Source organism: Nostoc sp. MS1, from assembly GCF_019976755.1.
Lineage (GTDB): Bacteria > Cyanobacteriota > Cyanobacteriia > Cyanobacteriales > Nostocaceae > Trichormus.
Map to the genome: position 1 here is coordinate 3,419,494 of NZ_AP023441.1, position 22,796 is coordinate 3,442,289.

General features: G+C 41.0%; 18 protein-coding genes. 2 read left to right on the top strand and 16 right to left on the bottom strand.

The features are described 5' to 3' along the window. Positions 1 to 77: 77 nt before the first annotated feature. From NSMS1_RS14795 to scyA, 16 genes are all read right to left on the bottom strand, one after another. Positions 78 to 1,460, bottom strand: a complete 1,383-nt coding sequence (locus NSMS1_RS14795; RefSeq protein ID WP_224094737.1) for an alkaline phosphatase family protein — start codon at positions 1,458 to 1,460, stop codon at positions 78 to 80. 76 nt (positions 1,461 to 1,536) lie between these two features. Further along, the gene (gene eboE, locus NSMS1_RS14800) at positions 1,537 to 2,778 is read right to left on the bottom strand and encodes a metabolite traffic protein EboE (RefSeq protein ID WP_224094739.1); all 1,242 of its coding nucleotides are present in this window, start codon (positions 2,776 to 2,778) and stop codon (positions 1,537 to 1,539) included. 5 nt (positions 2,779 to 2,783) lie between these two features. Further along, positions 2,784 to 3,983, bottom strand: a complete 1,200-nt coding sequence (locus NSMS1_RS14805) for a 3-dehydroquinate synthase (protein ID WP_224094741.1) — start codon at positions 3,981 to 3,983, stop codon at positions 2,784 to 2,786. Beyond that, positions 3,980 to 4,618, bottom strand: a complete 639-nt coding sequence (locus NSMS1_RS14810; RefSeq protein WP_224094743.1) for a DsbA family oxidoreductase — start codon at positions 4,616 to 4,618, stop codon at positions 3,980 to 3,982. Before NSMS1_RS14810 ends, NSMS1_RS14805 begins: the two co-directional genes overlap by 4 nt. A 12-nt stretch (positions 4,619 to 4,630) precedes the next feature. Further along, on the bottom strand, positions 4,631 to 5,527 hold the full coding sequence (gene tyrA / locus NSMS1_RS14815; protein ID WP_224094745.1) for a bifunctional chorismate mutase/prephenate dehydrogenase: 897 nt from the start codon (positions 5,525 to 5,527) through the stop codon (positions 4,631 to 4,633). A gap of 18 nt (positions 5,528 to 5,545) precedes the next feature. After that, the gene (locus NSMS1_RS14820; protein WP_224094747.1) at positions 5,546 to 6,829 is read right to left on the bottom strand and encodes a glycosyltransferase family 4 protein; all 1,284 of its coding nucleotides are present in this window, start codon (positions 6,827 to 6,829) and stop codon (positions 5,546 to 5,548) included. Between the two features lie 189 nt (positions 6,830 to 7,018). Beyond that, positions 7,019 to 7,918: a UbiA-like protein EboC gene (gene eboC, locus NSMS1_RS14825; RefSeq protein WP_224094749.1), complete on the bottom strand. Its 900-nt coding sequence runs from the start codon at positions 7,916 to 7,918 to the stop codon at positions 7,019 to 7,021. 75 nt (positions 7,919 to 7,993) lie between these two features. Continuing rightward, entirely contained in the window at positions 7,994 to 8,929 is a 936-nt protein-coding gene (locus NSMS1_RS14830) for a TatD family hydrolase (protein ID WP_224094751.1), read from the bottom strand. 35 nt (positions 8,930 to 8,964) lie between these two features. Further along, a complete protein-coding gene (locus NSMS1_RS14835; protein WP_224094753.1) occupies positions 8,965 to 9,672 on the bottom strand; it encodes an EboA family metabolite traffic protein in 708 nt (235 codons plus the stop codon). 99 nt (positions 9,673 to 9,771) lie between these two features. After that, the gene (scyF, locus tag NSMS1_RS14840) at positions 9,772 to 10,926 is read right to left on the bottom strand and encodes a scytonemin biosynthesis PEP-CTERM protein ScyF (protein WP_224094755.1); all 1,155 of its coding nucleotides are present in this window, start codon (positions 10,924 to 10,926) and stop codon (positions 9,772 to 9,774) included. A 178-nt stretch (positions 10,927 to 11,104) separates the two neighbouring features. Beyond that, positions 11,105 to 12,400, bottom strand: coding sequence for a ScyD/ScyE family protein (locus NSMS1_RS14845; protein WP_224094757.1), 1,296 nt, complete (start codon positions 12,398 to 12,400; stop codon positions 11,105 to 11,107). 43 nt (positions 12,401 to 12,443) lie between these two features. Next, positions 12,444 to 13,763, bottom strand: a complete 1,320-nt coding sequence (locus NSMS1_RS14850) for a ScyD/ScyE family protein (RefSeq protein ID WP_224094759.1) — start codon at positions 13,761 to 13,763, stop codon at positions 12,444 to 12,446. Positions 13,764 to 13,842: 79 nt separating this feature from the next. Continuing rightward, the gene (gene scyC, locus NSMS1_RS14855; RefSeq protein WP_224094761.1) at positions 13,843 to 14,823 is read right to left on the bottom strand and encodes a scytonemin biosynthesis cyclase/decarboxylase ScyC; all 981 of its coding nucleotides are present in this window, start codon (positions 14,821 to 14,823) and stop codon (positions 13,843 to 13,845) included. A gap of 122 nt (positions 14,824 to 14,945) precedes the next feature. Next, positions 14,946 to 16,007: a tryptophan dehydrogenase ScyB gene (gene scyB / locus NSMS1_RS14860; RefSeq protein WP_224094763.1), complete on the bottom strand. Its 1,062-nt coding sequence runs from the start codon at positions 16,005 to 16,007 to the stop codon at positions 14,946 to 14,948. A 264-nt stretch (positions 16,008 to 16,271) separates the two neighbouring features. Then, positions 16,272 to 16,409, bottom strand: coding sequence for a hypothetical protein (locus NSMS1_RS14865; RefSeq protein WP_224094765.1), 138 nt, complete (start codon positions 16,407 to 16,409; stop codon positions 16,272 to 16,274). Continuing rightward, positions 16,363 to 18,276, bottom strand: coding sequence for a scytonemin biosynthesis protein ScyA (gene scyA / locus NSMS1_RS14870; protein ID WP_224094767.1), 1,914 nt, complete (start codon positions 18,274 to 18,276; stop codon positions 16,363 to 16,365). The genes NSMS1_RS14865 and scyA overlap by 47 nt, the downstream gene beginning before the upstream one ends. Before the next feature lie 1,077 nt (positions 18,277 to 19,353). Between scyA and NSMS1_RS14875 the strand changes: the two genes are divergently transcribed. Further along, positions 19,354 to 21,267, top strand: coding sequence for a scytonemin biosynthesis sensor histidine kinase (locus NSMS1_RS14875; RefSeq protein ID WP_224094769.1), 1,914 nt, complete (start codon positions 19,354 to 19,356; stop codon positions 21,265 to 21,267). Positions 21,268 to 21,402: 135 nt separating this feature from the next. Further along, complete coding sequence (locus NSMS1_RS14880) at positions 21,403 to 22,233, top strand: response regulator (protein ID WP_411908686.1); 831 nt, start codon at positions 21,403 to 21,405, stop codon at positions 22,231 to 22,233. Positions 22,234 to 22,796 lie beyond the last annotated feature (563 nt).

Sequence of the window (22,796 nt, forward strand, 5' to 3'; positions counted from 1 at the left end):
ATGTAGGTATCAATTTATTAGCATGGTCATTGACTATTTATTCGATCTTGCCCACATCTAACTAAAGGAATAAACATTTAATTAATTTTATCTACCAAATGTTTGATGATTAATTGATAAACATCAGTCGCCATAATTGCAGGGGAGTCTAAAAGATGAGATTGTTGGGTGATGAATAACGGCCCCTGAGAAGGAGAAGGAGGAAGGCAACCATGAGAACCTTTAACCAAAGAAGCATCTAAAGGAATGACATCCATCAAGTAGCGAAAACCTAATTTTTTCTGAATTAGCTTAGAAGCGATTTTGACTGGGGGTAGTTTGATTTCGGGGTCGATGAAAAGTTCTACAGGGTCGTAACCAGGTTTGCGGTGAATATCTACAGTTCTAGCAAAATCGGGTGCGCGACGGTCATCTAGCCAGTAATAGTAGGTAAACCAAGCATCTGGTTGGGAAACTGCGATTAACTCACCTGAACGTGAATGGTTGAGGTGATAGGTAGGCTTTTCGGTTTCGTCTAAAACGTAGGCAATGCCATCTGCATCTTCTAAGAGCGATCGCACCTTGGGTATGTAAAATGGATCATTAACATAAACATGCGCTAGTTGATGATCTGCAACTGCAAAAGCTTTACTTGCACCAGCATCTAGTAGTTCTCGTCCCAATTCTTCCCGGACTGTGAGTAAACCATGTTCGCGCAAAATGCGGTTGATATGGATGGGTTTGGAGACTGAGGTAATACCGTATTCAGATAACACAATGACTTGTGCGCCGCGATTTTCATAGTATTGAATTAAGTCACTACAAACCGCGTCAATTTCTTGTAAATCCTTGGCTACCTTAGTTGTGTCGGGGCCATGTTTTTGTAGACAGTAGTCGAGATGGGGTAGATAAATTAACGTGAGTGTTGGGTTGTGGCGTTCATTCACAAACTTGGCTGAGTCTGCTATCCATTGGGTAGAAAGAATTGATGTGTTCGGCCCCCAGAAGTTGAATAATGGGAATTGGCCTAGTTGAGATTGGAGTTGCGATCGCAGATTTTCCGGTTGAGTATATATATCAGGTAATTTCCTGCCATCAGCAGGATACATCGGTCGTGGTGTGACAGAATAATCGGCTGAGGAGTACATATTGTACCACCAGAATAAGTTAGCACAGGTAAAGCTGGGGTCTATTTCTTTGGCAATGTCCCAAACTTTTGGTGCTTGAATTAGTTTATTAGACTGTCGCCAGAATTTCACCTCACACTCATCACGAAAATACCATCCATTGGCCACAATTCCGTGTTCATCCGGTGATTTACCTGTAAGATAAGTGGCTTGTGCTGTACAAGTAACAGCAGGTAATACTGGGTCTAAAGTTACAGCCTTTCCTTTAGCTTGCCAGCCTGAAAGGAAGGGTGTATGTTCACCTATAAGTTCAGGTGTTAACCCGACGACGTTGAGAACAACTGTTTTCTGCATAAAAATTACTAATAATTAAGAACAAATACTCTTGTGGGGTAGGCATCTTGCCTGCCCAAAACCCCACTAAAAACTATTAACTAAGAACTAATTGCTTAGTTGATAATTTATTCATTACCCACTCATATTCACGCCCAATTGAAGCTGATAAATCAAGCTTTATCTCATCTGGTAAAACTTCCCAAGTATAAGTTTCAATTTCCAAATGGTCACAGAATTGATGACTTTGTAACAACTCCAAGACATTTTCAATGTCGCTTTGAGTAGACTTTAATAGCTGATAATCATGAATAAAAATCGGTACATGAAAATGTATCCGCCATTCTTCATCTATGGTGTTTTCTAGCTTGAGTAAAGCCTCTTCTAAATCTCGATAGTGAACTAATCTATTCTGGCTGGTGCGTCCAATAACTTGATGTAAATATGTAGATTCAGCAAAGGGTTGCAATCTTTTAATTAAAAGATGACGTTTTTGCAAATCCTGCGGTATTTGTACTTGTAATGCTGCACTAATTTGGATTTTACCGATACGTATTCCCGCAGCTTGAAATTGCAAAATTACTGACATGGGGTCTTCATGTTCCACCGCAAAGTGGCAGGTATCATAACAAATACGCACATGGTCTAGAATGTAACTTTCTGCCGCCTCTTTTGTGATGCCCAATTGCTTGCTTAAATAAGCCCCAGCTACTGGTAGTAAATACATCTGGAAGTAATCAACAACTTCAACTGCATTTTCAATTAGTCCATCTGGTTCTGGTTCTAAATCTAAGTGCAGAATTTTGCCTTGTTCCAGGCGGATACGTACCATGCGTTCTACGACTTGGGCTATGTTCAGGCTAGCATTAATAAATACTGGCGCTTGCACAAGCTGGTTTCCCTTGAACCAGGGTTTGTATGATAAGGGTAGTGTGGAAATGCTACCTTCCATACCAGGAGGTAACAATTCTGCTAAGATTTGCGTTAACTGCAAAGTGTAATCTAAGCGTTCCTGCTTTGACCAATCTGGGGCATAAACTTGGTCTTTGACTACTTTTTGATGAAATTGTCCGTAAGGAAAGCCGTTTAGGGTAAATACATATAAGTCGTTTTCTGTTAGCCAGGACTGAAACTGGTTTAAGGTATCTCCTGTGAGTAATTCTCTGGCTGCTACCTCAGCTAAACGTAAACCAATACCAAATGGTTTTTCTGGCGCTAATTTTGTTTTTAAGGGAGGGATGTATTGCTTGAGGTTGGCAAAGACTTTTTCCCATTCTTCGCCAGGGTGAATGTTGGTGCAGTAGGTAAGGTGGAGGTTGTTATTGGTTCCGATTTTCATTTTTTTTAACCCACAGAGTCACAGAGGCGCAGAGATTCGTGTATGAGGGAGATTGCTTGTTTGTAGATGGATAAATCTACTTCGTGAACTTCAATTCCTTTGCCGATGTGTTGTAGAAGTGTAATAGTGAGTTCACCGCCTAAGTGTTCACGGAACTCTGTTAAGCCTTGGAACAAAGATGAGGTATCGGTTAATTCTGGTACGTAGAGTTTGAAACCTAGCCCTGAGAGGGTGTTTAATATCTGTTGCCACTCGGAATGAGAAAGCCATCCCAACAGGTAGGAGTAGGTGCTATCTAAAGCGATACCAATGGCTACGGCTTCGCCATGTCGTAGGCTGTAATTGGTCAATTGTTCTAGTTTATGGGCTGCCCAATGTCCAAAATCTAAGGGGCGGGATGAACCTTTTTCAAAGGGGTCGCCAGCTTTGGCTATGTGTTGTAAGTGCAGTTGGGCGCAGCGATAAATAACCATCTGCATGGTGTCCATTTCCCGCAGGACTAGGGCTGCGGTGTTTTCATGGATGAAGTTGAAAAAGATGGGGTCTTTAATTAAGGCAACTTTGATGGCTTCGGCAATACCAGAACGCCAATCGCGATCGCATAATGTAGTTAAGAATGCAGAGTCGTTAATAACTGCGTAGGGTGGTGCAAATGTCCCTAAAAAGTTCTTTTTGCCAAAGGCATTGATCCCGTTTTTCACACCAATACCAGAATCATTCTGCGCTAACACCGTTGTAGGAATGCGAATTAGCCTCACTCCCCGGTGTGCTGTGGCTGCTGCATAGCCAATTAAATCTAATACTGCGCCACCACCAATTCCTAATATATAGGAGTGGCGACATATTCCCGCAGTTTCTACCAATTCGTGAATTTGGTCTAATAACTTGGGGTCATTTTTGGCAGCTTCGCCTCCTGGGACAAGGAGTGGCGCTGAGGCTAAGGTTAATACTTCAGCGTAAAAATTTGTATAGGTAGCAATTTGCTGGGGTAAGTCAGGAAAGAACTCTAATAAACCTGCATCTACTACCGCTACAACTTTCTTGGGCTTTTTCTCGCCATCAGATCCAATAACCTGTGCTAAAGTTGGGTTCTTTAAACTAAACAGATTAGTAGTAAAGTGAATTTCGTAGTTAAACGAAACTGCGAAATTCTGTTGAATAGGTTGTAAATTAAATTTTGTTTTTTGTCTAATATCAAGTATCATATTTTTGCTTCCACAAGTACAGCACGATTTAAAGCCTGAAGAAATAACTCTACTGAACCAGAGCCTTTTACTTGGACTTTATTGTTAATAATGAAAAAAGGTACACTGTTAATCTCCTTTAATCGGGTAAATGTTGATTCAGCCACAATGCCATCAAAGAAATTATGATTAATTAGCTGATTTCTTAAATCCCTAGCATCCATGTGGTAGGTTTTGCCGATATCAACAAGAACATCAACATCACCAATATTTAACCCATCTTCAAAATAAGCTTGATAAATTGCTTCCACCACCTGATTTTTGATATTCTTGGGAGCAAGTGCTATCAATTTATGAGAAAGCTTTGTATTCACAGCTAAAGTAATTCTATCAAAATTAAGTGTCACTCCAGATGCTGCACCTATACGTCGTGTCTCATTAAATAAATTTTGGATTGCTTCTGGCTGGATACCCTTTCTTTCCTGCATAAAACTACGAAATTCGTAGCCAGATATAGGTAAACTATCATCAAGTAGGAATGGATGCCAATGGATATTTACTGTTTCTTGCTGCCATTGTGATAGGGCATCAAAAAAGTGTTTTTTTCCTATACGACACCAAGGACATATTGTATCATGAAAGATATTAATTAACATAACAAAATTTATTTAATGAAATCTATTAAATTGAGTATTTTTGTTTTCTGTAACTGTATAAGTAACAGGTAATAAATAATTATCTTCCTGTTGAAAAAACTCTTTATTTTCTTCAAACTCCCTAATTAGTCCTTCTCTATCTTTGTTAACCACTAATTTAGCCAAACGTTGATAAGTTTCAGCTAAATCATTAATTGCTTGGCATCTTTCTTCTGTAGCTAAGATGATATCAACACATAAATTAGGGTTTTGCTTAAATAAACGCTTAAGAATTTCAATTTCTTGACGATAACTGGGGGATGACATTAACAAACTGCGTTGTAAATCAATATTTGCCTGTGCTAAGAAGACACCAAGGCTAAGTCTATAAAAATGTTGTGTCGCTTGCACAAACACCATCATTTGGTCGTGTTCTTCAGGCGTACAAGTAATTAATTCCCCGCCTTGGCTTTGCATGAAATCTAATAACCATTGAAATGAGTTATCACCACGACCTGAACATACTACTATTTTTTGCCCTGAAAAAGATTTCACACTCGGCCCAAACATAGGATGTAAACCCATGACAGGGCCTTGATGGTACGCCAACATAGCTTGTGTTGGCTGAACTTTAATACTGGTGATGTCACACAAAGCTGTAGTAGGAGAAAGATATTTAGCAGCACGTTCGATAATAGCAACTGTATGTTCTATAGGAACGGAAACTATGACTAATTCAGCCTGACTCAAGAGTGTATCTGCATAGTCCCAATCTTGCTGTCCTAGAACATTAACTTTATGACCTATAGCCATAAGTTTTTGGGCGAATAGTTGACCCATTCTACCACGTCCACCAATAATGGTGATTTGTCGAGATTTGACGTTGTTTCCTGATGCAAACTCTACATCGAGTGAGGATTGAATAGACATTTTTCGAGTCTCCAAATTTTACACATCAACAATTGAGCCTTTGGGACTTAATTCAGGTAATGCTACTAAATTATTATTGGCTATGACATCGGTGAATAATTCTTCGTACCTATCTAAAGCTGTCTCAAAAGCATAATTTTCTATAGCAAAATTTCTACCCTGATGACCTAATTGTGTGGCTAAATCGGGATTTTGATATAACTTGAGTACCGCATCAGCTAAAGCCTTGGGTGACTCTGGCGCAACAACTATACCACCACCACTTTTGCGGATGGCTTTAGCCGCAGTCCCAGTTGCGGGAACTGAACCAATAATTGGGCGATCGCTTGCCATCAGCAATGGTATTTTAGAAGGCATATTAAAGGCAACTACATTGCTTTTCTGCACAACTAAACCCACATCAGCCGCCGCTAACATTTCGGGTAATTTCTCTCTTGGTTGCAGTGGTAGCAGCAACACATTATCAGCACCACAACTTAGACAATATTTTTGCAGTCTTTCTAAAGATTTCGATTCGCCTGCAATGACAAAAGCAATTTCTGGTACTTGACGTAACCGAGATGCTGCTTCAATTACTGTTTCTAAACCTTGAGTCAGGGCAATATTACCCGAATAAAGTACGACAAATTTATCATCAAGGTTATGAACTTTTCTCCAAGAGTTATTTTTAGGAGCTTCAGAATTGATAAAGTTTAAGTTGACCCAATTAGGAATACAGGCAATTTTATTATCAGGTACACCTTTATTCACTAAATTCTCAACAAAACCCTCAGCAATCACACTAATAGTATGAGCAGTACGGTAAGCAAATTTTTCTATAGCTTCCAAAGCTCGAATCATTAATTTATTTTTAATTAAGCCGACACGGATACCAGCTTCTGGTAATATATCTTGTACATTCAATACGACTGGGCAATTATAAATCCATCCCAATAGAGTGGCAGATAAAGAAACCAAAAGCGGCGGTACTGTCACAAGAATTACATCTGGTTGCCAACCGTTGAAAGCTTGGGGAAGGCTAGTTGCAATAAAACTCAACTCCAGCAAAAGCCTATCAATCAAGTTAGGGTTAGATTTAATCCGTAAATAGCAACGTTGAATAGTGACACCGTTTCTTTCTTCTGTCTGATACCACTTTCCTTGATACTCATCATATATGCGCCGTTGAGGATAATTAGGCATCCCAGTAATCACCCGCACTTGATGACCTCGTTTAACCAAACCTTCCGCCAGTTCAGTCATCAAGGGAGCAATACCAATTGGTTCTGGATAATAATTGTAGGAATAAATAAGAATTTGCATGATTAGTCAATAGTCATTGGTCATTAGTCAATAGTCATTGATGTGAATCTTGAGTATTGACATCCTCAACGGGCAATTTACAGATTTTTGGGAAATAAACTATTTATTTTGTGGGGTGGGCATCTTGCCCGCCCAGGTTTACCAAGAATATTTGTGATGGGCTTACGCCCCGCCATAGGCGATCGCCCTTTAAGTCACAGCAAATAGTTGCGACAATATCATCGAAAGTGGTAAAAGACTTAAAACCAACAAACCATAGGGTAAACCAGCAAAACCAGCCGCTAAGGTAGTATCTAAAATAATCAGAGATAACACACCTGCCCTAACTGCAATGCGAATTTGTTCTGGAGTAGGTTGACGCGCAGCTTTGATAAAAGGAATCAAAACTCGGATAGCTAACAATGTGAGAAATGGTAAGGCTGTGATGACTTGATAATTTGTCAGCCATCCTAAACCTAACAGCCCGACTATCACCGCCGTAATTAATAATAAGGCTATAATGCCTGTACTCGATTTTCCCCCTTGCACTTCACCCCGACTCAAAGCTGTGATAGCAGCAATGTAGACTATGGGAATTAAACCTAAAAACCAATAATCACCGATCGCAACTGGAACCACACTCACCCCTAGTAACAAGTTACCACCCCGGCAAAATCCCATATTGATGGGGCCGAAAATTGGGTGATGCTTGCTAAAAGCATCATACAACAGGGCAGAAGTTGCGATCGCCAAAGCTAACACTCCACTCAACCACGAAACCTGCACCGCCGCCGCCACACCCACAACTAACAGCGAACCCCCCAGTAAACTTGCCCCAGTCCGAGAAGCCCTACCACTGGGAATAGGTCTTTCTGGTCGTTCTTTGGCATCCAGTTCAGCATCAAAAACATCGTTAAATACAATACCGCCGCCATATAAGCCAGTGGTAGCTAAGAGTAGCCACAGGAGTGGGGTGAGATTTAGTTGTACAAAATACCCAGAAGCCGCAAAGCCAGCCATGATATCTGCCCAAGCTGTGATAATATTGGCGGGTCGTAGTAATTGCAGGTATGCCCAGAAGCGGTAGGAGTTAAGGGTGGTGGTGTTCATGGTTTTACTCACGCAAAGACGCAAAGGCGCAAAGAAAGAGATTTTGAATTTTGAATTTTGAATTTTGAATTGATATTATTCAATCAGCGCATATTCACGACGCGACTCAACCAATGGTTGTTGTCCTCGGAGGACGGAGTTGTCGTTGAACTTCTGTCTTTGGTCGATGGGTGGGAGGTTTAGCCAATCTGACTCTTGCATTTGACCGCTTTGGCTGTAGGCGGCGAGGGCGTTTTCATAACAGACTTTTTTCACAGCCGCTTCAGAAATGCCCCGTTCTAGCATGAGTAGGGCAGTTTTGGGTACGGCGAGGGGGTCGCTTACGCCCCAGTCGGCGCTACTATCAACGATAATGCGATCGCTCCCATATTCACGGACAATTTCTACCATGCGGGCATTGCCCATTTTAGTATTTGGATAAATGGTAAACGCTGCCCAAAAGCCTCTATCTAAAACTTCTTTGACGGTTTCTTCGTTATTGTGGTCTACAATTACCTGAGATGGCTTTAACCCATGCTCAATGCAAACATCCATACTGCGGCTTGTACCTGCTTTTTTATCGCGGTGTGGTGTATGAATCATCACCAACATATCTAATTCTTTCGCTAGGTCTAGTTGCAGGCGGAAGTATTTATCTTCGACAGGTGTCATGTCATCGTAGCCAATTTCCCCAATGGCGACTACACCCTCTTTACAAGCATACAGAGGTAATAATTCCATTACCTGCTCTGCCAAAGGTTCATTATTAGCTTCCTTGGAATTTAAACCAATTGTGCAGTAATGTTTAATCCCAAACTGCGAAGCCCGGAACCTTTCCCAACCAACTAAACTGCTGAAATAATCTTGGAAGGAACCAACATGAGTACGTGGTTGTCCAAACCAAAAAGCCGGCTCAATTACCGCCACAATTCCCGACTGACGCATCATCTCATAATCATCAGTCGTGCGCGAACTCATGTGAATGTGGGGGTCGATAAACATCATGTCTTTGGTGATAATACTGTTATTCATGGTTAGGGATGTGTTGACTATTGACTGTTGACTAATTACCTGTGACTAAATTTCTCTACCAACGGCCAAATTTCACCAGAAACAGAACGTTTGGCACTGTAGCGTTCGTTGGCATAATCGGTTAACATTCTGGCTAATTCTGGGTTGGCGCGGGAGTCTAAGCCTTGAATTAAATGTAGAGGACTACCGACAAACAACGCTTTCACTACCATCTGATTCCAAGCTAAGGTATCGAGATGTTCGGCTGGGTATGGATTACGTAAAGCTACGGCATTGAATACGGCAGTCATGTTGCTGCGTATACCTTCCGCCGCTCTCTTTTGCCAGCGTTCGGGGTAAGGCAATAAAGGTAAAGCTTGATATAGTGTAACTAATTCACCAACATCGGCAGATTTGAATACTTGTTCTAAAGTATAAACGTACTTTTCTGGATGATATTTTGGCGAAGTTAATATTAATAATGTCCTTGCAGCTTGGTCTATGCTCCAATGAGTAGGAAACCATCCGGGACGCAACTCTGATGCTGTTTTTAGGTCTTGTGCGGTTAGCTGTAGTTGTACTTTACCTATGTAGCGGGGAACAGCGCTAAAGGCAGTAAAAAATACTCGCGCCTTATCATCATTATTGATTTGTTCTCTTTTTTCTTCCAACCAAGCAACGCCTTCTGGACTTGCTTGTTGTATTATCCAATGAAGTAATAATTGACTAATATTATTTAGTTTTAAATCAGTAAAAGCAGACATAACAGTTAACTAAGTTAAATTCATTGGTTCCCTGGCATTGCCAGGGAACACTTGTACAGTCATTAACAGGGAAAATTTTTCAAGAAATAATGCAAAAAACTATTGATTTATACCAACAGTAAATTTCTGCTGCCGATTTTTTCTTAACTTAACAACACCAGCTCCAACTCCAAGTAAACCCAAACCTAAGATTGAAGCAGGTTCAGGAGTTGAAGTTGCTGCACCTTCAATACTCAGCACTTGCACACGACCTTGGAAGAAGTCGCCCACATAAAGCTTGCCATCTTTATAGCTTGTACCCGCAGTCCAGTTAAATACGCCTGGAGTGAGGTCAAGAGGATTACCAAATGGGGGTTCGCCTAGTTGTGGTGGTGGTGCGGCGGCTGGTGTACCGTAAGAGGTGAGGAATTTACCGTTTTTATCAAATACCTGAACGCGGCTGTTGATAGAGTCAGCTACATAGATATTCTCAAACTCGTCTACTTCAATCCCAATTGGTTGATTAAACTCGCCATCACCAGTACCTTGTTTACCAAAGGTAAACAGGGGTTTTCCTTCTGGGTCAAGTACCTGAACACGGTTATTAAATTGGTCACTGACATAAATGTTGCCACTGACTGGAGAAATTCTTAGACCTGCTGGGCCTTGGAATTGTCCAGGTGCAGTTCCCGAACTGCCAATACTACCAACTAACACACCGTCTTTAGTATATTTATTGATTTTGTCACCACTAAAATCACCAATATACACAAAGCCTTGCTTGTCGAAGGTAACACCAGATGGGCCAAAGAAGGCTCTACCAGGAATCAGACCACCAAAGGAACCAAATGAATTTATAAAGTTACCGTTGGGGTCGTAAACGTTGACGCGGTTGTTAAAAACATCACCAACATACAAGTTACCAGTCTGAGGGTCAATTTCTAAGGCTGATGGTTCATCGAATTGACCAGGACCAGTACCACCTTCGCCAATTGCGCCTAAATACTCATTTTGAGGACTGAATATTTCGACTCTGTTACCGACGCTAAAATTGGGTGTACCGTCTGGGTTAACACCACGACCGTTACTGACAAGGATGTTACCAGCACTATTGACGGTGATACCTTGGGGAACGAATAATTGTCCAGGGGCAAAGCCGGGGCTACCGATTTGACTGTCGTATTTTAAGCTTAAGGCGGATGCTTCGGCGGATGCTGCTAGTGTGAGAAATCCAGTGCTAGCAACTGCGATCGCAAAATTTTTGACTAATCCCATAAGTTTTAAGACTGAGTTATACTCTTTGCTAGACTAATTTCGTTTCCAGCCCTAGTTAAGGGAGTTGGGATTTGCGGCTGTTACCTCCTGCACAACTATCTGTGTGAGGCAACAGCTTTTTAATTGACAGTTGAAAATTGACAGTGGACAGTTGATTTTTACTGTCCACTGTCCACTGTTAAACTAGCTCTACTTCTTTTTTGACTACTTCTTTAGGCTTGCGCTTCTTCATCATGGAAGCCGCACCCAAAGCAGCCGCAGACAGACCAAATGTTACAGAAGGTTCGGGTACAGTTGCGTTGGGATCAATAGCAACAATTTCACCTGTACCTGCAAGTCTGGCGCGGTTGGAAGTATATAGTCTGCCATCGGGGCCAAAAGTTAGACCAGAGGCGGCTTCCAAGCCCTTGCCGCTCCAAATGGTTGTACGAGTACCATCGGGAGCAATTTTGATTATCGAACCACTGATGTCACCAGTGATAATACCGCCTTGTTGAATTGCCTTCCATTCGGAAACATTAATGTGTTGCAAGACGTACAAGTTGCCTTCTGGGTCGTAGGCTGCGCCTGTTAACTGGGTAAAGCCATCAGCAAGAACTGTAGGCTGCAAAGTCAAGGGATCTACTTTGAAGACACGAGCTTCACCTTCTGGATAAGGGAAGTAAGTATATTCGGTAACTGTCAAGCTACCATCTGGAGCAACTGTGATACCTGTAGGTACGGACTGTTGGGTAACTGGTAAGGTATTAGGATCGGTTCCCCCTAAGTCTGGATATTCCAACTTATCTCTAGGAACTATGTCAAGTGGGAAAGAGTTGACTTTTTGAATACCACTGCCATCAAGACCTACAGAATAGATGCTATTGCCGCCCCCATCAACTACATAAGCAATATCATCTTTAATTGTGAAGGCGTAGGGGTTGGAAATGATATCAGTACCATCAGGATTATTGGCCGCTTCGTAAGCAGCAAAATCAGCAATAGGCGTTAAACCACCAGTTACTAAATCGATTTTGTATAATCTTCCCAGGTCGGGGGATTTTAAGACTGTATCGCGGTTACTGGGGTCGCCAGCCAGACCAGTCAACAGATAAGCGTTGCCTTTAGAGTCAAATTTAATATCCGCAGGGCCGGCTGCTTGTTCTCCAGAAGGGGATAAAGCTAGAGAGGTGAGGCTAGATAAAATGGTTGTCTTTGTACCGTCTTTGGTGATTTTGCCGACATAACCATTTTGTCCAGCACACAAAGGAATGTAGCCAGCACTAGGCGATGGAATACATCTGCCATCGGCTCCATCTCCACCTTTACCACTTTCTGTAAAATACAGAGTGCCGTCAGCACCGAAAGCCAAATTTCTGGGGTTATCCAAGCCGTTAGCAATTACGGAAAAGCTGGCAGCTTGGGCTGCTTTGGGCATGGAGGCAAAAGCAATAGAAAGACCAATAAAGGTTAAGGCAAATGGCTTGAGTTTCATTTGTCGCAAGGTTTAGATATTAATGAGGTTGAAAAATTTTGGATTAGTCATTCGTCCTGATGAGGGACTGATGACTGGTATGGAGTTGCCAAGGTAAGGTCTTGGCGCGGTTTCTATTGCGTTTTTGATAACACAAGGAACCAAGACTGAAAACACTAAACGCTACTAAGCCAGCAACAGCAGTAGGTTCAGGTACAGACTGAGAAGTCTCTACTCTGATGATTTGGCCTTGTCCTGGGCGATCGCTACGATTAGATATATAAACCGCTCCATCAGCACCAATAGTCAAAGCGTTGGGTGCTTCTAGTCCATTACCACTGAGGATGGTTTTACGAGTGCCATCAGTAGCTATTTTGATTAATGAACCATCAAAATTACCTTTCCACGCTGACTGGTTGGCATACTGCAAGGCATACAAATTACCAACACTATCAAATTCCAAGTCTGTTAAATGGGTAAAGCCATCTGCATAAACTGTTGTCGTCCCATCAGTACCAACTCGGAAAATTTTGGCTTTGCCTTCAGGAAAGGGAAAGCCAGTAAATTGACTAACGTAGTAAGCACCATCAGGGCCTTTGACGACACTTGAAGGTACTACTTGAATAGGCAACTGGGATGGCGGTTGCTCTGTTGGGTCTGGTACTTGTCCGGGTTCGGTAGATGGTTCACCGGACGGTGGGAAGACGGGGTTAGTCAATATTTCTTGGGGGAATACAGCCAGCGCTTGCAAGTTAGAACCATCATTTCGCACACTTAGCAAGTCGTTAGCGCCAGCATCGACTGCAAGTAAGCGATCGCCATCTATAAATAGCCCCAAGGGATTACTGTTTACATCGCTACCATCTGGGTTATTCACCAACTCGTAATTAGATAAGTCAGCAACACTTCTCCATGAGTTGGTAGCAAAATCGGGAGCGATGATTTTGCCTAAGTCAACGTTACCAAGATTACTGCGGAAGCTCGGATTAGCCCCATATCCCAGCAAAATATAAGGTTTGCCGCTAGCATCGAATTGGATGTCTCGCGCTCCACCAGCATTAGTGCCATCAGCTAGAGCTAGAGAAGGTAGTCCTGTGAGTGCTGTCTGAGTCTGACCGTTCTCAATTCTCAGAACTTGACCCGTTGCACCATAACACAAGGAACCTTGACCAGTTACGGAGGGAATACAAGCTCCATTACCTCCGTTTCCGGCTTCGGTCACATACAACGCACCATCAGGGCCGAAGCTCAATCCTCTGGCGTTATTCAGACCATCGGCTACTACTGAAAATGATGCAGCTTCCGCAGATTTTATGCCTGAAAGAGTGGCAACACAAAGAGTAATTAGAGTGACTGTTAGTTGTTTGATGTGTTGTTTGGTCATTTTTAAACGCAGAGGAACGCAGAGGTTAGCGCAGAGGAATAGGGAGAAAAACTATGGACTATGGACTGTTGACTATGGACTAATGACTACCAACCAATTCTGGTTGTTGAAGTTTGTGTACTGGTATGTAGCTCATACCCCGGTCGAAGGATTTGAGGTTGCCAGCTTTGGCTTCTAAGAAGCGTTTGATATTCATGCTCTCAGCACCAAAGTCTTCTATTTGCAGCTTGCCGTGAGTGAATTGACCTTCATTTTTCCAGAAGGTGATGCGATGGAGGATGAAACCAGTAGCTTCAGGGTCAGCGAAGGAGTAAGCGGCGGGGATGAGTAAGGCTACAGAACGTTGATAGAAGTTGTGTTCTGGATAGAAGTATTCTTCTTCTAGCAGGTAATACTTGCTGAGGCTATGGACACGTACCGAAATAGTAACTTTTTGGTCGTACTCGTCCAAGAAGTCTCCAGACTGACCGCTAAGTTCGCCTACAGGTCTGACTAAATGCGCCCATTCATCAATATTTTTGACTTCTTTTAAATATTCAACTCCCAGTTCTACAGGAGCATCTACATATATGGTATCGGTATTAATAAAGTAGCGTCCTTTGGCTGCTGTTTTCAAACCCTCTCTGCGTTCTAAATTAGCTTTAAGAGAACGACACTCAGAAGTATGCACGGTGTGAATACCCTGCATAATCATTTGTGTTTGCCGACCAGGATCAACAAAGCTTAACCAATGGAAGTACACACCTTTTTCATCTGTTCCCGGTTCGATATATTCTGGGGGAAACAGTAGTACAGGATAAACTTGGAAATATTGATTATACTCTAACCCGCAATGCCACTCGATACCATAAAATAGCGGGCTTTCCAGTTTCTTAACGTGATAATATAAATTTCTATGATAACCGGATGCAGTTCCGAGCCAAGTATCTTCATCAATCTGTTCCTGCATCCGACTAAATAATGTCCAATCATCCAAATTTTTCAAACTGCAAAGATACTTGAATGCAGTTTCTGGTGATGTGGCAATATATGCGGATGTCGCAAATGTATTTTTTTCCACTGTTCGCTCCTCAAATTAATAGTTTTTGGCTCTCCAAATTTTAGATTTTAAATTTTGGATTGTTTTTGAGTGCAGTCAATCTAAAATATAAAATCCGAAATCTAGAATTGGTTGGCTCATGTCTATGCAGCTACGGGCTGTTTTTTACTAATTCTGGCCTTCAGGATTCTTTCATCTGCAAGATGTTTGGAAGCATCATTTGTAGTAATGCTTTGCTGTTGAGCAATCTTAAAAATTGCTAACAGTGTGTCGTAAATATTATTGACTTGCTTGAAAGCTTTATCTTCGTCGTAGCCAATCATTTCGTTGTAAACGTTAATGATGCCGCCAGCATTAATTACATAATCAGGACAGTAGAGAATGTCTTTTTCTACTAATCTTTGACCATGTAGGCGCTCATTTTCTAGTTGATTATTGGCTGCACCAGCAATAATTTTAGCTTGGATTTGGGGAATAGTTTGACTATTAATAATTCCCCCCATAGCGCAGGGGGCGAAGATATCTACGTTTTGTGAGTAAATTTCATCCGGTGCTACTACTGTAGCACCAAAACGCTGTTTTATTTCAGCAGTTTTTTCTGGACTAACATCAGCGACAATTAGTTGTACACCATGTTCATGTAGGTGGCGGCACAGGTTGCTACCTACATTTCCTAATCCTTGTACTGCAACCTTTAGCCCGTCTAATCGTTCAGTTTGCCAGCGAAATTTGACAGCAGCTTTTAGACCTAAAAATACACCTAAAGCTGTGATGGGAGCAGGGCCACCAGACTTCTCTTCTACACCAACTACATGTTTAGTTTCTTGATAAATTGTGCGGACATCATCTGGTGTGATATTCATATCTTGCCCAGTGATAAAACGTCCTTTGAGACTTTCGACAAAGCGTCCATAAGCTCTCAACATCTCGTCAGTTTTATCTGCGGGATTAGCAATAATTACTGCTTTACCACCACCAGCAGGAATGTTAGCACAAGCTGCTTTGTAAGTCATGCCACGGCTGAGGCGCAAAGCATCTCTCAAAGCCGCTTCTTCATTCACATAAGGATAGAGTCTAGTGGCTCCCATTGCAGGGCCTAAGCTGGTGTCATGAATAGCAATGATAGCTCTAATATCTGGGTTTTTTCCATGACAATAGAGTACTTGCTCGTGACCCATTTCTCTAACTGTTTCAAATAGCTGCATTTTCCTTTCTCAATTTCAATTAATTTAGGGGAGGTAAAGAGAGTGACAAAATTTAGCTGTGGTTTTGGTAATTGGTAATGGGTAATCGGTAATAGTTAAATCTATTTACTTATTACCCATGATCAATAAGACCAACGTTGGGAGAAATCTAGAGAGTGTGAAGAATTTTTGCGAAAAGGTTAGCTAATTTTGTCACTCTGTATAATTAGGGAGTTCAGAAATTGGAAGCTTGATGTTTGTCTTAAAAGCTGAAAATTTCTAACTTCATTGTTTTGGTTCTTGGTATGAATCGAGAAGCCCTCTTTTCATACCATCTTCTTGAGCGATCGCTTCAGACATATTTTTTGGCATCACATCACACCAAGGGAAAAGATACTTGCTTGGTAGTAGTTGATTTGCCATTGCCGTTGCCGTTAGTAGTAGACTTCACCCCTTGGGCAGCTAAACTCTTGTTCCGTCCGCCAGAAGGTGCGGGACGATCTGCGTCAATGATGACATCGACAACAAAGGGGCCTTCAGCTGCGATCGCTTGTTGTAAAGCCGTCTCTAAATCAGACTCGTTCATAACAGCAATCCCATCTGCACCCATACCACGGGCAATCATGGCAAAGTTTGCAGGAGGAATCTCTGCATCTGCGCCCTTCATTCCCAGTACCTTCATGCCTTGGTAGCACATATTGTATCGGGCATCGTTGAGGACAATCCAAATCGCCGGAATCTTGTACTTGACGGCTGTGCTGATTTCGTTATTCATCAGCATTGCTCCATCGCCTACAATCGCAACAGCTTTACCGTTCCGTGCTTGCGCTGCACCCACAACACCTGTAGCTGCATGACCCATTGCACCTACTCCAGTGCTAACACGGTAACGATTGGCTTCATTAAACCGTAAACAATGAGTAGACCAAGTAAATGAGTTACCACACTCCGCCAAAACTATAGCGTCGCTACCTTCAACAATAATTTTTTGGATAGCCGCCATCAATGCTTCAGGACGCACTGGATAGTCTGCGCCGTCTGGAATGGGATCAAGTTGGGGACGAGGTAAAGACAAATTACCAGGAGGTAAAGACAAATTACCAGAACGGGGAGTTTCTGGTAAGTATTGCAAAAGATCCTGCAAATAGGTCTTGATGTCAGCTTGAATCGAGAAGGTATTGGCGTGGGGATAAGCTACACCAGGAACTTCTGGGTCGATATCTACATGGACAAAGCCCTGTGCTGGAATCATCGTTGGACTCCAGAAAGAAGTAGGTTCACCTAAGCGAGTTCCTAATACCAGAGTACGGGCTGGGGTTTGCTCCTCCATGTAGGTAATGACGGAAGCATCACCACCCAATCCTGTCACACCCACAAATTGAGGATGGTCTTCTGGAAAGATGCCTTTACCACGAGGTGAGCAAAAAACGGCTGCGCCTGTTCTCTCTGCCAATTGACGAATTTCTTCGGCCGCATGACGCGCACCGAAACCAACCCAGATGGCGAAGGGTTCGGAGAATAGTAACTCTGCGGATTTGGCAATCTTTTCTTTGCGAGCAGTTACCTGATAAGCCGCTACATTCAACTCCGGCCAAGATATACCTTCAACCAAACTTGTCTGTACACCTGTAGGAATACTGATGTGGGCGACAAATCCCCCTGGTTGGGCTAAACCCAAAGCCAGTTTGCGGAAAATTTGTGGTAGTTGGGCGGCTGATTCTACGGTGATAGCGTAGTTGAACAATACGCCAGGGGTGAACATACCTCCACTGGGTAAGGTGTAGCTACTGGTTTCTTGAATTGCCCAGCGTCCACGTTGAGGCGATGAGGTACAAGCAGACAACAGAATCACCTTTGCACCTTCACCACGGGCAGCGAATAAGCCTGTGAGAGCATTGGTAATACCTGGCCCGGCTGTTGTAAATACCACCGTAGGATGATTATTTGCAAAGTAAGCTTCAGTAGCAGCAAAGGCGGCTCCTGCTTCGTGGCGGAAGTTCAACACTTGCAGGGCGCTATTGGATAAGGCATTCCACAAACTAGCCATAGCCCCGCCAGCTACACCAAAGGCACTAGATACACCCAAGTTAACCAGCATCTGCACGATAGCATCGGCAACTGAGAGCGTAGAGTTATCATCCTGGGCAAACAACGGTTGAATTTCTATATCGTTCAACTCACGGGAGTCGTGAGATAGAGATTCTACATATTGACTGCCGTCTGTGGGTAATTCTTTGTACAGCTCACCAGTGAGAATCTGGGAGTTGGAATCAGTATATTTTTGACTCATTTGGGTTCACTAAATTCCAGAAAATTGCACAAGATTCTCTAGGCTATACTTAGCCGTAGGGAAAAATTTAATGTCAAGAAACTTGTGCTTGTAATATTAGCCAGTTTGGGCTGAGGCAGTAGTAGAGGTTATGAAGCAGCTTTACAGCCCAGATGAAAAAACTTTTTAAAAAAACACTTTGGTACTTATGAATACAAGATTACGAGAAATTAACACTAGCTTGCAATGAAGAATCTTTTGATTGCAGTTACCAATTCTTTCGCAATTGTCCGCATAACTACATTTTTGACAAAATCTAGCAAACTCTCTGGACATCTTGCACTATTTGTTAAGTTATGTCACATTAACTTAAGAAAATAATTATTTACTAGCCTTTATTTGGTAAGTAATTATGCTCAGTATTCCGTAGCGTTCGCAAACTTATTCGATGTAAATCGAACTTGTTTATCTGGTGCTATTGCTGAGGCAAAGTCAACTATAGTTGATGAAAGAAGCAACCTAAATTTTTGAGTTTGCTTTAGAAGTTAGTCATAAATCACTGTAATTAAAATATGACAATTGCGACACTAAGTTTAATCTAATTTTTGCTGTGTTCTGCCAAACTCCATGTCTCATATCATTCGACAGACATCTTGTTAAAAGTAGTTGGAAACATAGACAAGTTTTTTAAATAACAAAATGTATGCCTTACGATAGATAGCTTTTTTATAGTTAGAGATAGATTGAGGGTAATGTATTACTAATGACAGATGAATAACCTGATACATCCATATTAGATTCCTGAGTAATTAGTTTAAGAATAATTAAGGAGACATAGCTATTGAGTAAATAATTGCCAATCTAGGCGAAATCTATAAACTATCTGATTTGACTAGAGCGCTGACTTCTAGAGGTATATAAAAAGAAATAAGTAAAAAGGAATATAGTTTATTTAAGCTTTACACAAACTGAACATAAGCTTCATCTAAGAAATATATATCAGCCCATAATTGGTTGTTGGTAAACCATAAATGAATATGCTGCCTTTCTTCATGTCAATACATAAAAATCAAAGCTGTTTTGGAGTTCTAAAACGTAATGACTATCCAGTCAAAATTAGAATTTAAGTTTGCTCATTTTTTGATAAACAACATTGTAGAAACAGCCTTTTGTTTAGGCGAAGACTGGCAATTTCTCTATGTTAATGATGCAGCTTGTCGCATGACTGAATATTCTCGTGAAGAGTTATTGACGATGAATTTGCAAGATTTAGACATAGATTTTTCTCTACGTAATTGGGCTGAAATTCAATCACAAGATTCCTATACATTTAAAACTCGATACCGTGCTAAGAGTGGTAGGAGTTTGTTGGTAGAGACTTCGTTAACTTTTATAGAGGAACAAGGAAGAAAGTTTAGTTGCGCTTTTGTGCAGGAAAAGAGTAATGAAATAGTAGATTTAAGTATAGAAAAGTGGCTCAATGAATTAAGAGATGCTAACAACAATCTGCAACAACAAGTTGCGGAATTAAAGAAAAAAGAGGTAAATTTAGAAACATCCCTATCCGTCCTCAGTTCGACTCTTGAATCAACTGCGATCGGCATTGTTTCTATTAACTTTGAAGGTGATATTCTTAACTATAATCAAAAATTTGCCGAGATGTGGAAAATTCCACAGGCTTTAATACTATCTAAGAAATGTCCTAGATGTAAGGCTTTCTTTGAGAGCCAAATAAAAGACCCAGAAACTTTTAATAGGATGATTTGGGAAGTTTCTAGCACATCGGATATGGAAAGTTACGATGTTTTAGAATTAAAAGATGGTAGGGTTTTCGCTCACTATTCTCAGCCGCAAAGACTTGGAGAGAAGATAATAGGTAGAGTCTGGAGTCTTTGGGATATTACTAAATCTAGGCAGACAGAGGAAGCATTACGGTTAAATGAAGCAAGATTTCGCGCTTTGGCTGAGACTAGTGATGCTAGCACTTTCCTTATACAAGGTACACAATTTTGTTATGTTAATCCGGCAGTACAAGTACTGACGGGCTATACCAGAGAAGAGCTTTTGAGTGGCTTTGATATTCGCCGATTAATTAAACAAAGAAAAGGTCGGCAGATACGTAATTCAGCTAAAGCCACTAACTTTGAGTATCAAGAAATCACTATTCTCACTAAAAATGGTGCGGAACGTTGGTTAGCTTGTGCGGTTACAGTTCTAAGTAGCACGATAGATTTCCAAGGTAAATCTGTGGAGATGATTACAGCTATTGATATCACAGATTACAAACAAGCTGAATCAGAACTTAACCAAGCTTTAGAACAGGCAAAACACCTTGGTGAATTAAGAGCAAGTTTCCTTTCGATGGTCTGTCATCAATTCCGTAATCCTTTAAATATAGTGTCTTTCTCAAATAATTTAATCAAACGATATCTTGATGCACAAACTGAGGAGACAGTACAACCAATACTCGATCAAGTTCAACTATCCATAGAACAACTCAACCAAATGTTGGATGATATGTTGTTCTTTGCCAGAACAGAAGCCGCAAAGTTGAAGCTTGAACCAAGCCAATTTGAATTAGTGGAGTTTTGTCATGATTTAGTTGCACAAATGCAAATGGGTAATTTTACTAATTTAATTCATTTTATCAGTCAAGAAAATTACTTGAGAGTTTGGATGGATAAGAATATATTAGATTCTATTCTCAAGAATTTGCTCGATAATGCTATCAAATATTCTCCCTCTGGTAGTATGGTAGAGTTGAAACTTTTCCGTAACAATGAAAAGGTAGTTTTCAAGGTCAAAGATAGTGGAATTGGCATTTCCTTACAAGACCAAAAACGACTATTTGAACCATTTTACCGAGGCAACAATGTTGATAACATTCCAGGTACTGGACTGGGGCTGTCGATTGTTAAAACGCTGGTAGATTTACATAGTGGTCAGATTGCTGTAGAAAGCAAAATTGGTGTAGGTACAACATTTACTGTCATGTTGCCATACAGGATATAAATCTCATTGCTTCCAACTTATAAAAGTTAAATTTATTACTTAACATTTATGAAGTGGAATTAATGAATATTGACCAAAGCTGAATGCAGATATTGGTGAGGAATATTAATGCAAACTTCTATTTACGGAAAAACAATGCAGGAATCATCACATACAATTCTAGTCATTGAAGACGATACAATTACCCGCAATCTCTACTTAAAGGGATTAAAAATTGAAGGGTTCGATGCAATAGGTGCTGAGAATGGTATGGTGGGTATTCAAAAAGCACAAGAGTATTTACCCGATATAGTTGTTTGCGATATTATGATGCCGCAAATGGATGGCTATGCTGTTCTCACTGCACTCCGCCAAGATCCCCGCACTGCACCTATTCCCCTAATTTTTTTGAGTGCTAGTGATACTAGGGGAGATATTCGCAAAGGTATGGAATTAGGGGCTGATGATTATATTACTAAACCCTCTACCCTAGATGAATTACTCAAAGCGATCGCCGTTCGCTTACGCAAGCAAGCATCTCTGCAAAATTGGTGCAATAATCTCCTCCCCAAAAACGTAAAACCTTCACCCACAGGCAATCCTGAACCAGCGACTCCTACAGAACCTCAGTCAATTTTTCCCGCCGTTCCTCAATTGAAAGAAGTGTTTGACTTCATTGAGGCTTACTTTCACCAAGGAATTACTCTATGTGATGTAGCTGCTGCTGTTGGTTACTCTCCGGCTTATTTAACTAATCGTGTAGCCAAGCAAACAGGAGATACTATCAATAACTGGATTGTCAAACGTCGTATGGCTGAGGCTCGTCGTTTACTACAAAATAGTGATGAGACAGTAGAGCAAATTTCTCGCTCGTTAGGTTATCAACACGTTTGTCATTTCTCCCGCCAATTTCGTCAACATAATGGTTTACCGCCCCATGCTTGGCGGTTATGTTATAAGCAAAAACAGGAATTAGTGAAAATTTAAAAATTAGTCCATAGTCCATAGTTTGACTTCTCTGGATGAGCAAAATTCATCTCATTAATTAGTAATGTCCTAAATCTTACATAGCTAATTTGTTTGTGATTTTATTAAGTATGAAATCACTAAATTAATGTATTGATAATTTTCTCTTTTGCAACCTACATCTAAAGTTAAATCTGATTAAAGGTTATGCCCCTTCTGGAGATAGAGGGCTAAAGAGTTTATTTGAAGTTAAATTAAGTGCATTGACTGTTTCACACTCAAGTTAGCTCCTAAAGAAGTATCTTGGGAGCTTTATTCATAAGTGTTGAAGTGTTGTTTAAGCTGATGATATTTCTGGAGGTTTGTGATTGGTAATTGTGAAAAGTAATTATTTAATAGCTATCACCTATGAGTAAGTAAATTTTACTGAGGATTATATTTTGTTTAGCTATTTTAAAATTAGCAGGATCACTTTACCTGAATTTCATATTAATACTTTGTTGATACTTTTTTGAGTATTCTTAACATTTCTCAACTTTTTTATTGAGGTTGGATAAAACCACCACAAAGCAGACAGTAAAACT

Coding starts and splice junctions, on each gene's coding strand:
- NSMS1_RS14795 (WP_224094737.1), bottom strand. CDS start 1,460: ATGCAGAAAACAGTTGTTCTCAACGTCGTCGGGTTAACACCTGAACTT.
- eboE (WP_224094739.1), bottom strand. CDS start 2,778: ATGAAAATCGGAACCAATAACAACCTCCACCTTACCTACTGCACCAAC.
- NSMS1_RS14805 (WP_224094741.1), bottom strand. CDS start 3,983: ATGATACTTGATATTAGACAAAAAACAAAATTTAATTTACAACCTATT.
- NSMS1_RS14810 (WP_224094743.1), bottom strand. CDS start 4,618: ATGTTAATTAATATCTTTCATGATACAATATGTCCTTGGTGTCGTATA.
- tyrA (WP_224094745.1), bottom strand. CDS start 5,527: ATGTCTATTCAATCCTCACTCGATGTAGAGTTTGCATCAGGAAACAAC.
- NSMS1_RS14820 (WP_224094747.1), bottom strand. CDS start 6,829: ATGCAAATTCTTATTTATTCCTACAATTATTATCCAGAACCAATTGGT.
- eboC (WP_224094749.1), bottom strand. CDS start 7,918: ATGAACACCACCACCCTTAACTCCTACCGCTTCTGGGCATACCTGCAA.
- NSMS1_RS14830 (WP_224094751.1), bottom strand. CDS start 8,929: ATGAATAACAGTATTATCACCAAAGACATGATGTTTATCGACCCCCAC.
- NSMS1_RS14835 (WP_224094753.1), bottom strand. CDS start 9,672: ATGTCTGCTTTTACTGATTTAAAACTAAATAATATTAGTCAATTATTA.
- scyF (WP_224094755.1), bottom strand. CDS start 10,926: ATGGGATTAGTCAAAAATTTTGCGATCGCAGTTGCTAGCACTGGATTT.
- NSMS1_RS14845 (WP_224094757.1), bottom strand. CDS start 12,400: ATGAAACTCAAGCCATTTGCCTTAACCTTTATTGGTCTTTCTATTGCT.
- NSMS1_RS14850 (WP_224094759.1), bottom strand. CDS start 13,763: ATGACCAAACAACACATCAAACAACTAACAGTCACTCTAATTACTCTT.
- scyB (WP_224094763.1), bottom strand. CDS start 16,007: ATGCAGCTATTTGAAACAGTTAGAGAAATGGGTCACGAGCAAGTACTC.
- NSMS1_RS14865 (WP_224094765.1), bottom strand. CDS start 16,409: ATGGCAAATCAACTACTACCAAGCAAGTATCTTTTCCCTTGGTGTGAT.
- scyA (WP_224094767.1), bottom strand. CDS start 18,276: ATGAGTCAAAAATATACTGATTCCAACTCCCAGATTCTCACTGGTGAG.
- NSMS1_RS14875 (WP_224094769.1), top strand. CDS start 19,354: ATGACTATCCAGTCAAAATTAGAATTTAAGTTTGCTCATTTTTTGATA.
- NSMS1_RS14880 (WP_411908686.1), top strand. CDS start 21,403: ATGCAGGAATCATCACATACAATTCTAGTCATTGAAGACGATACAATT.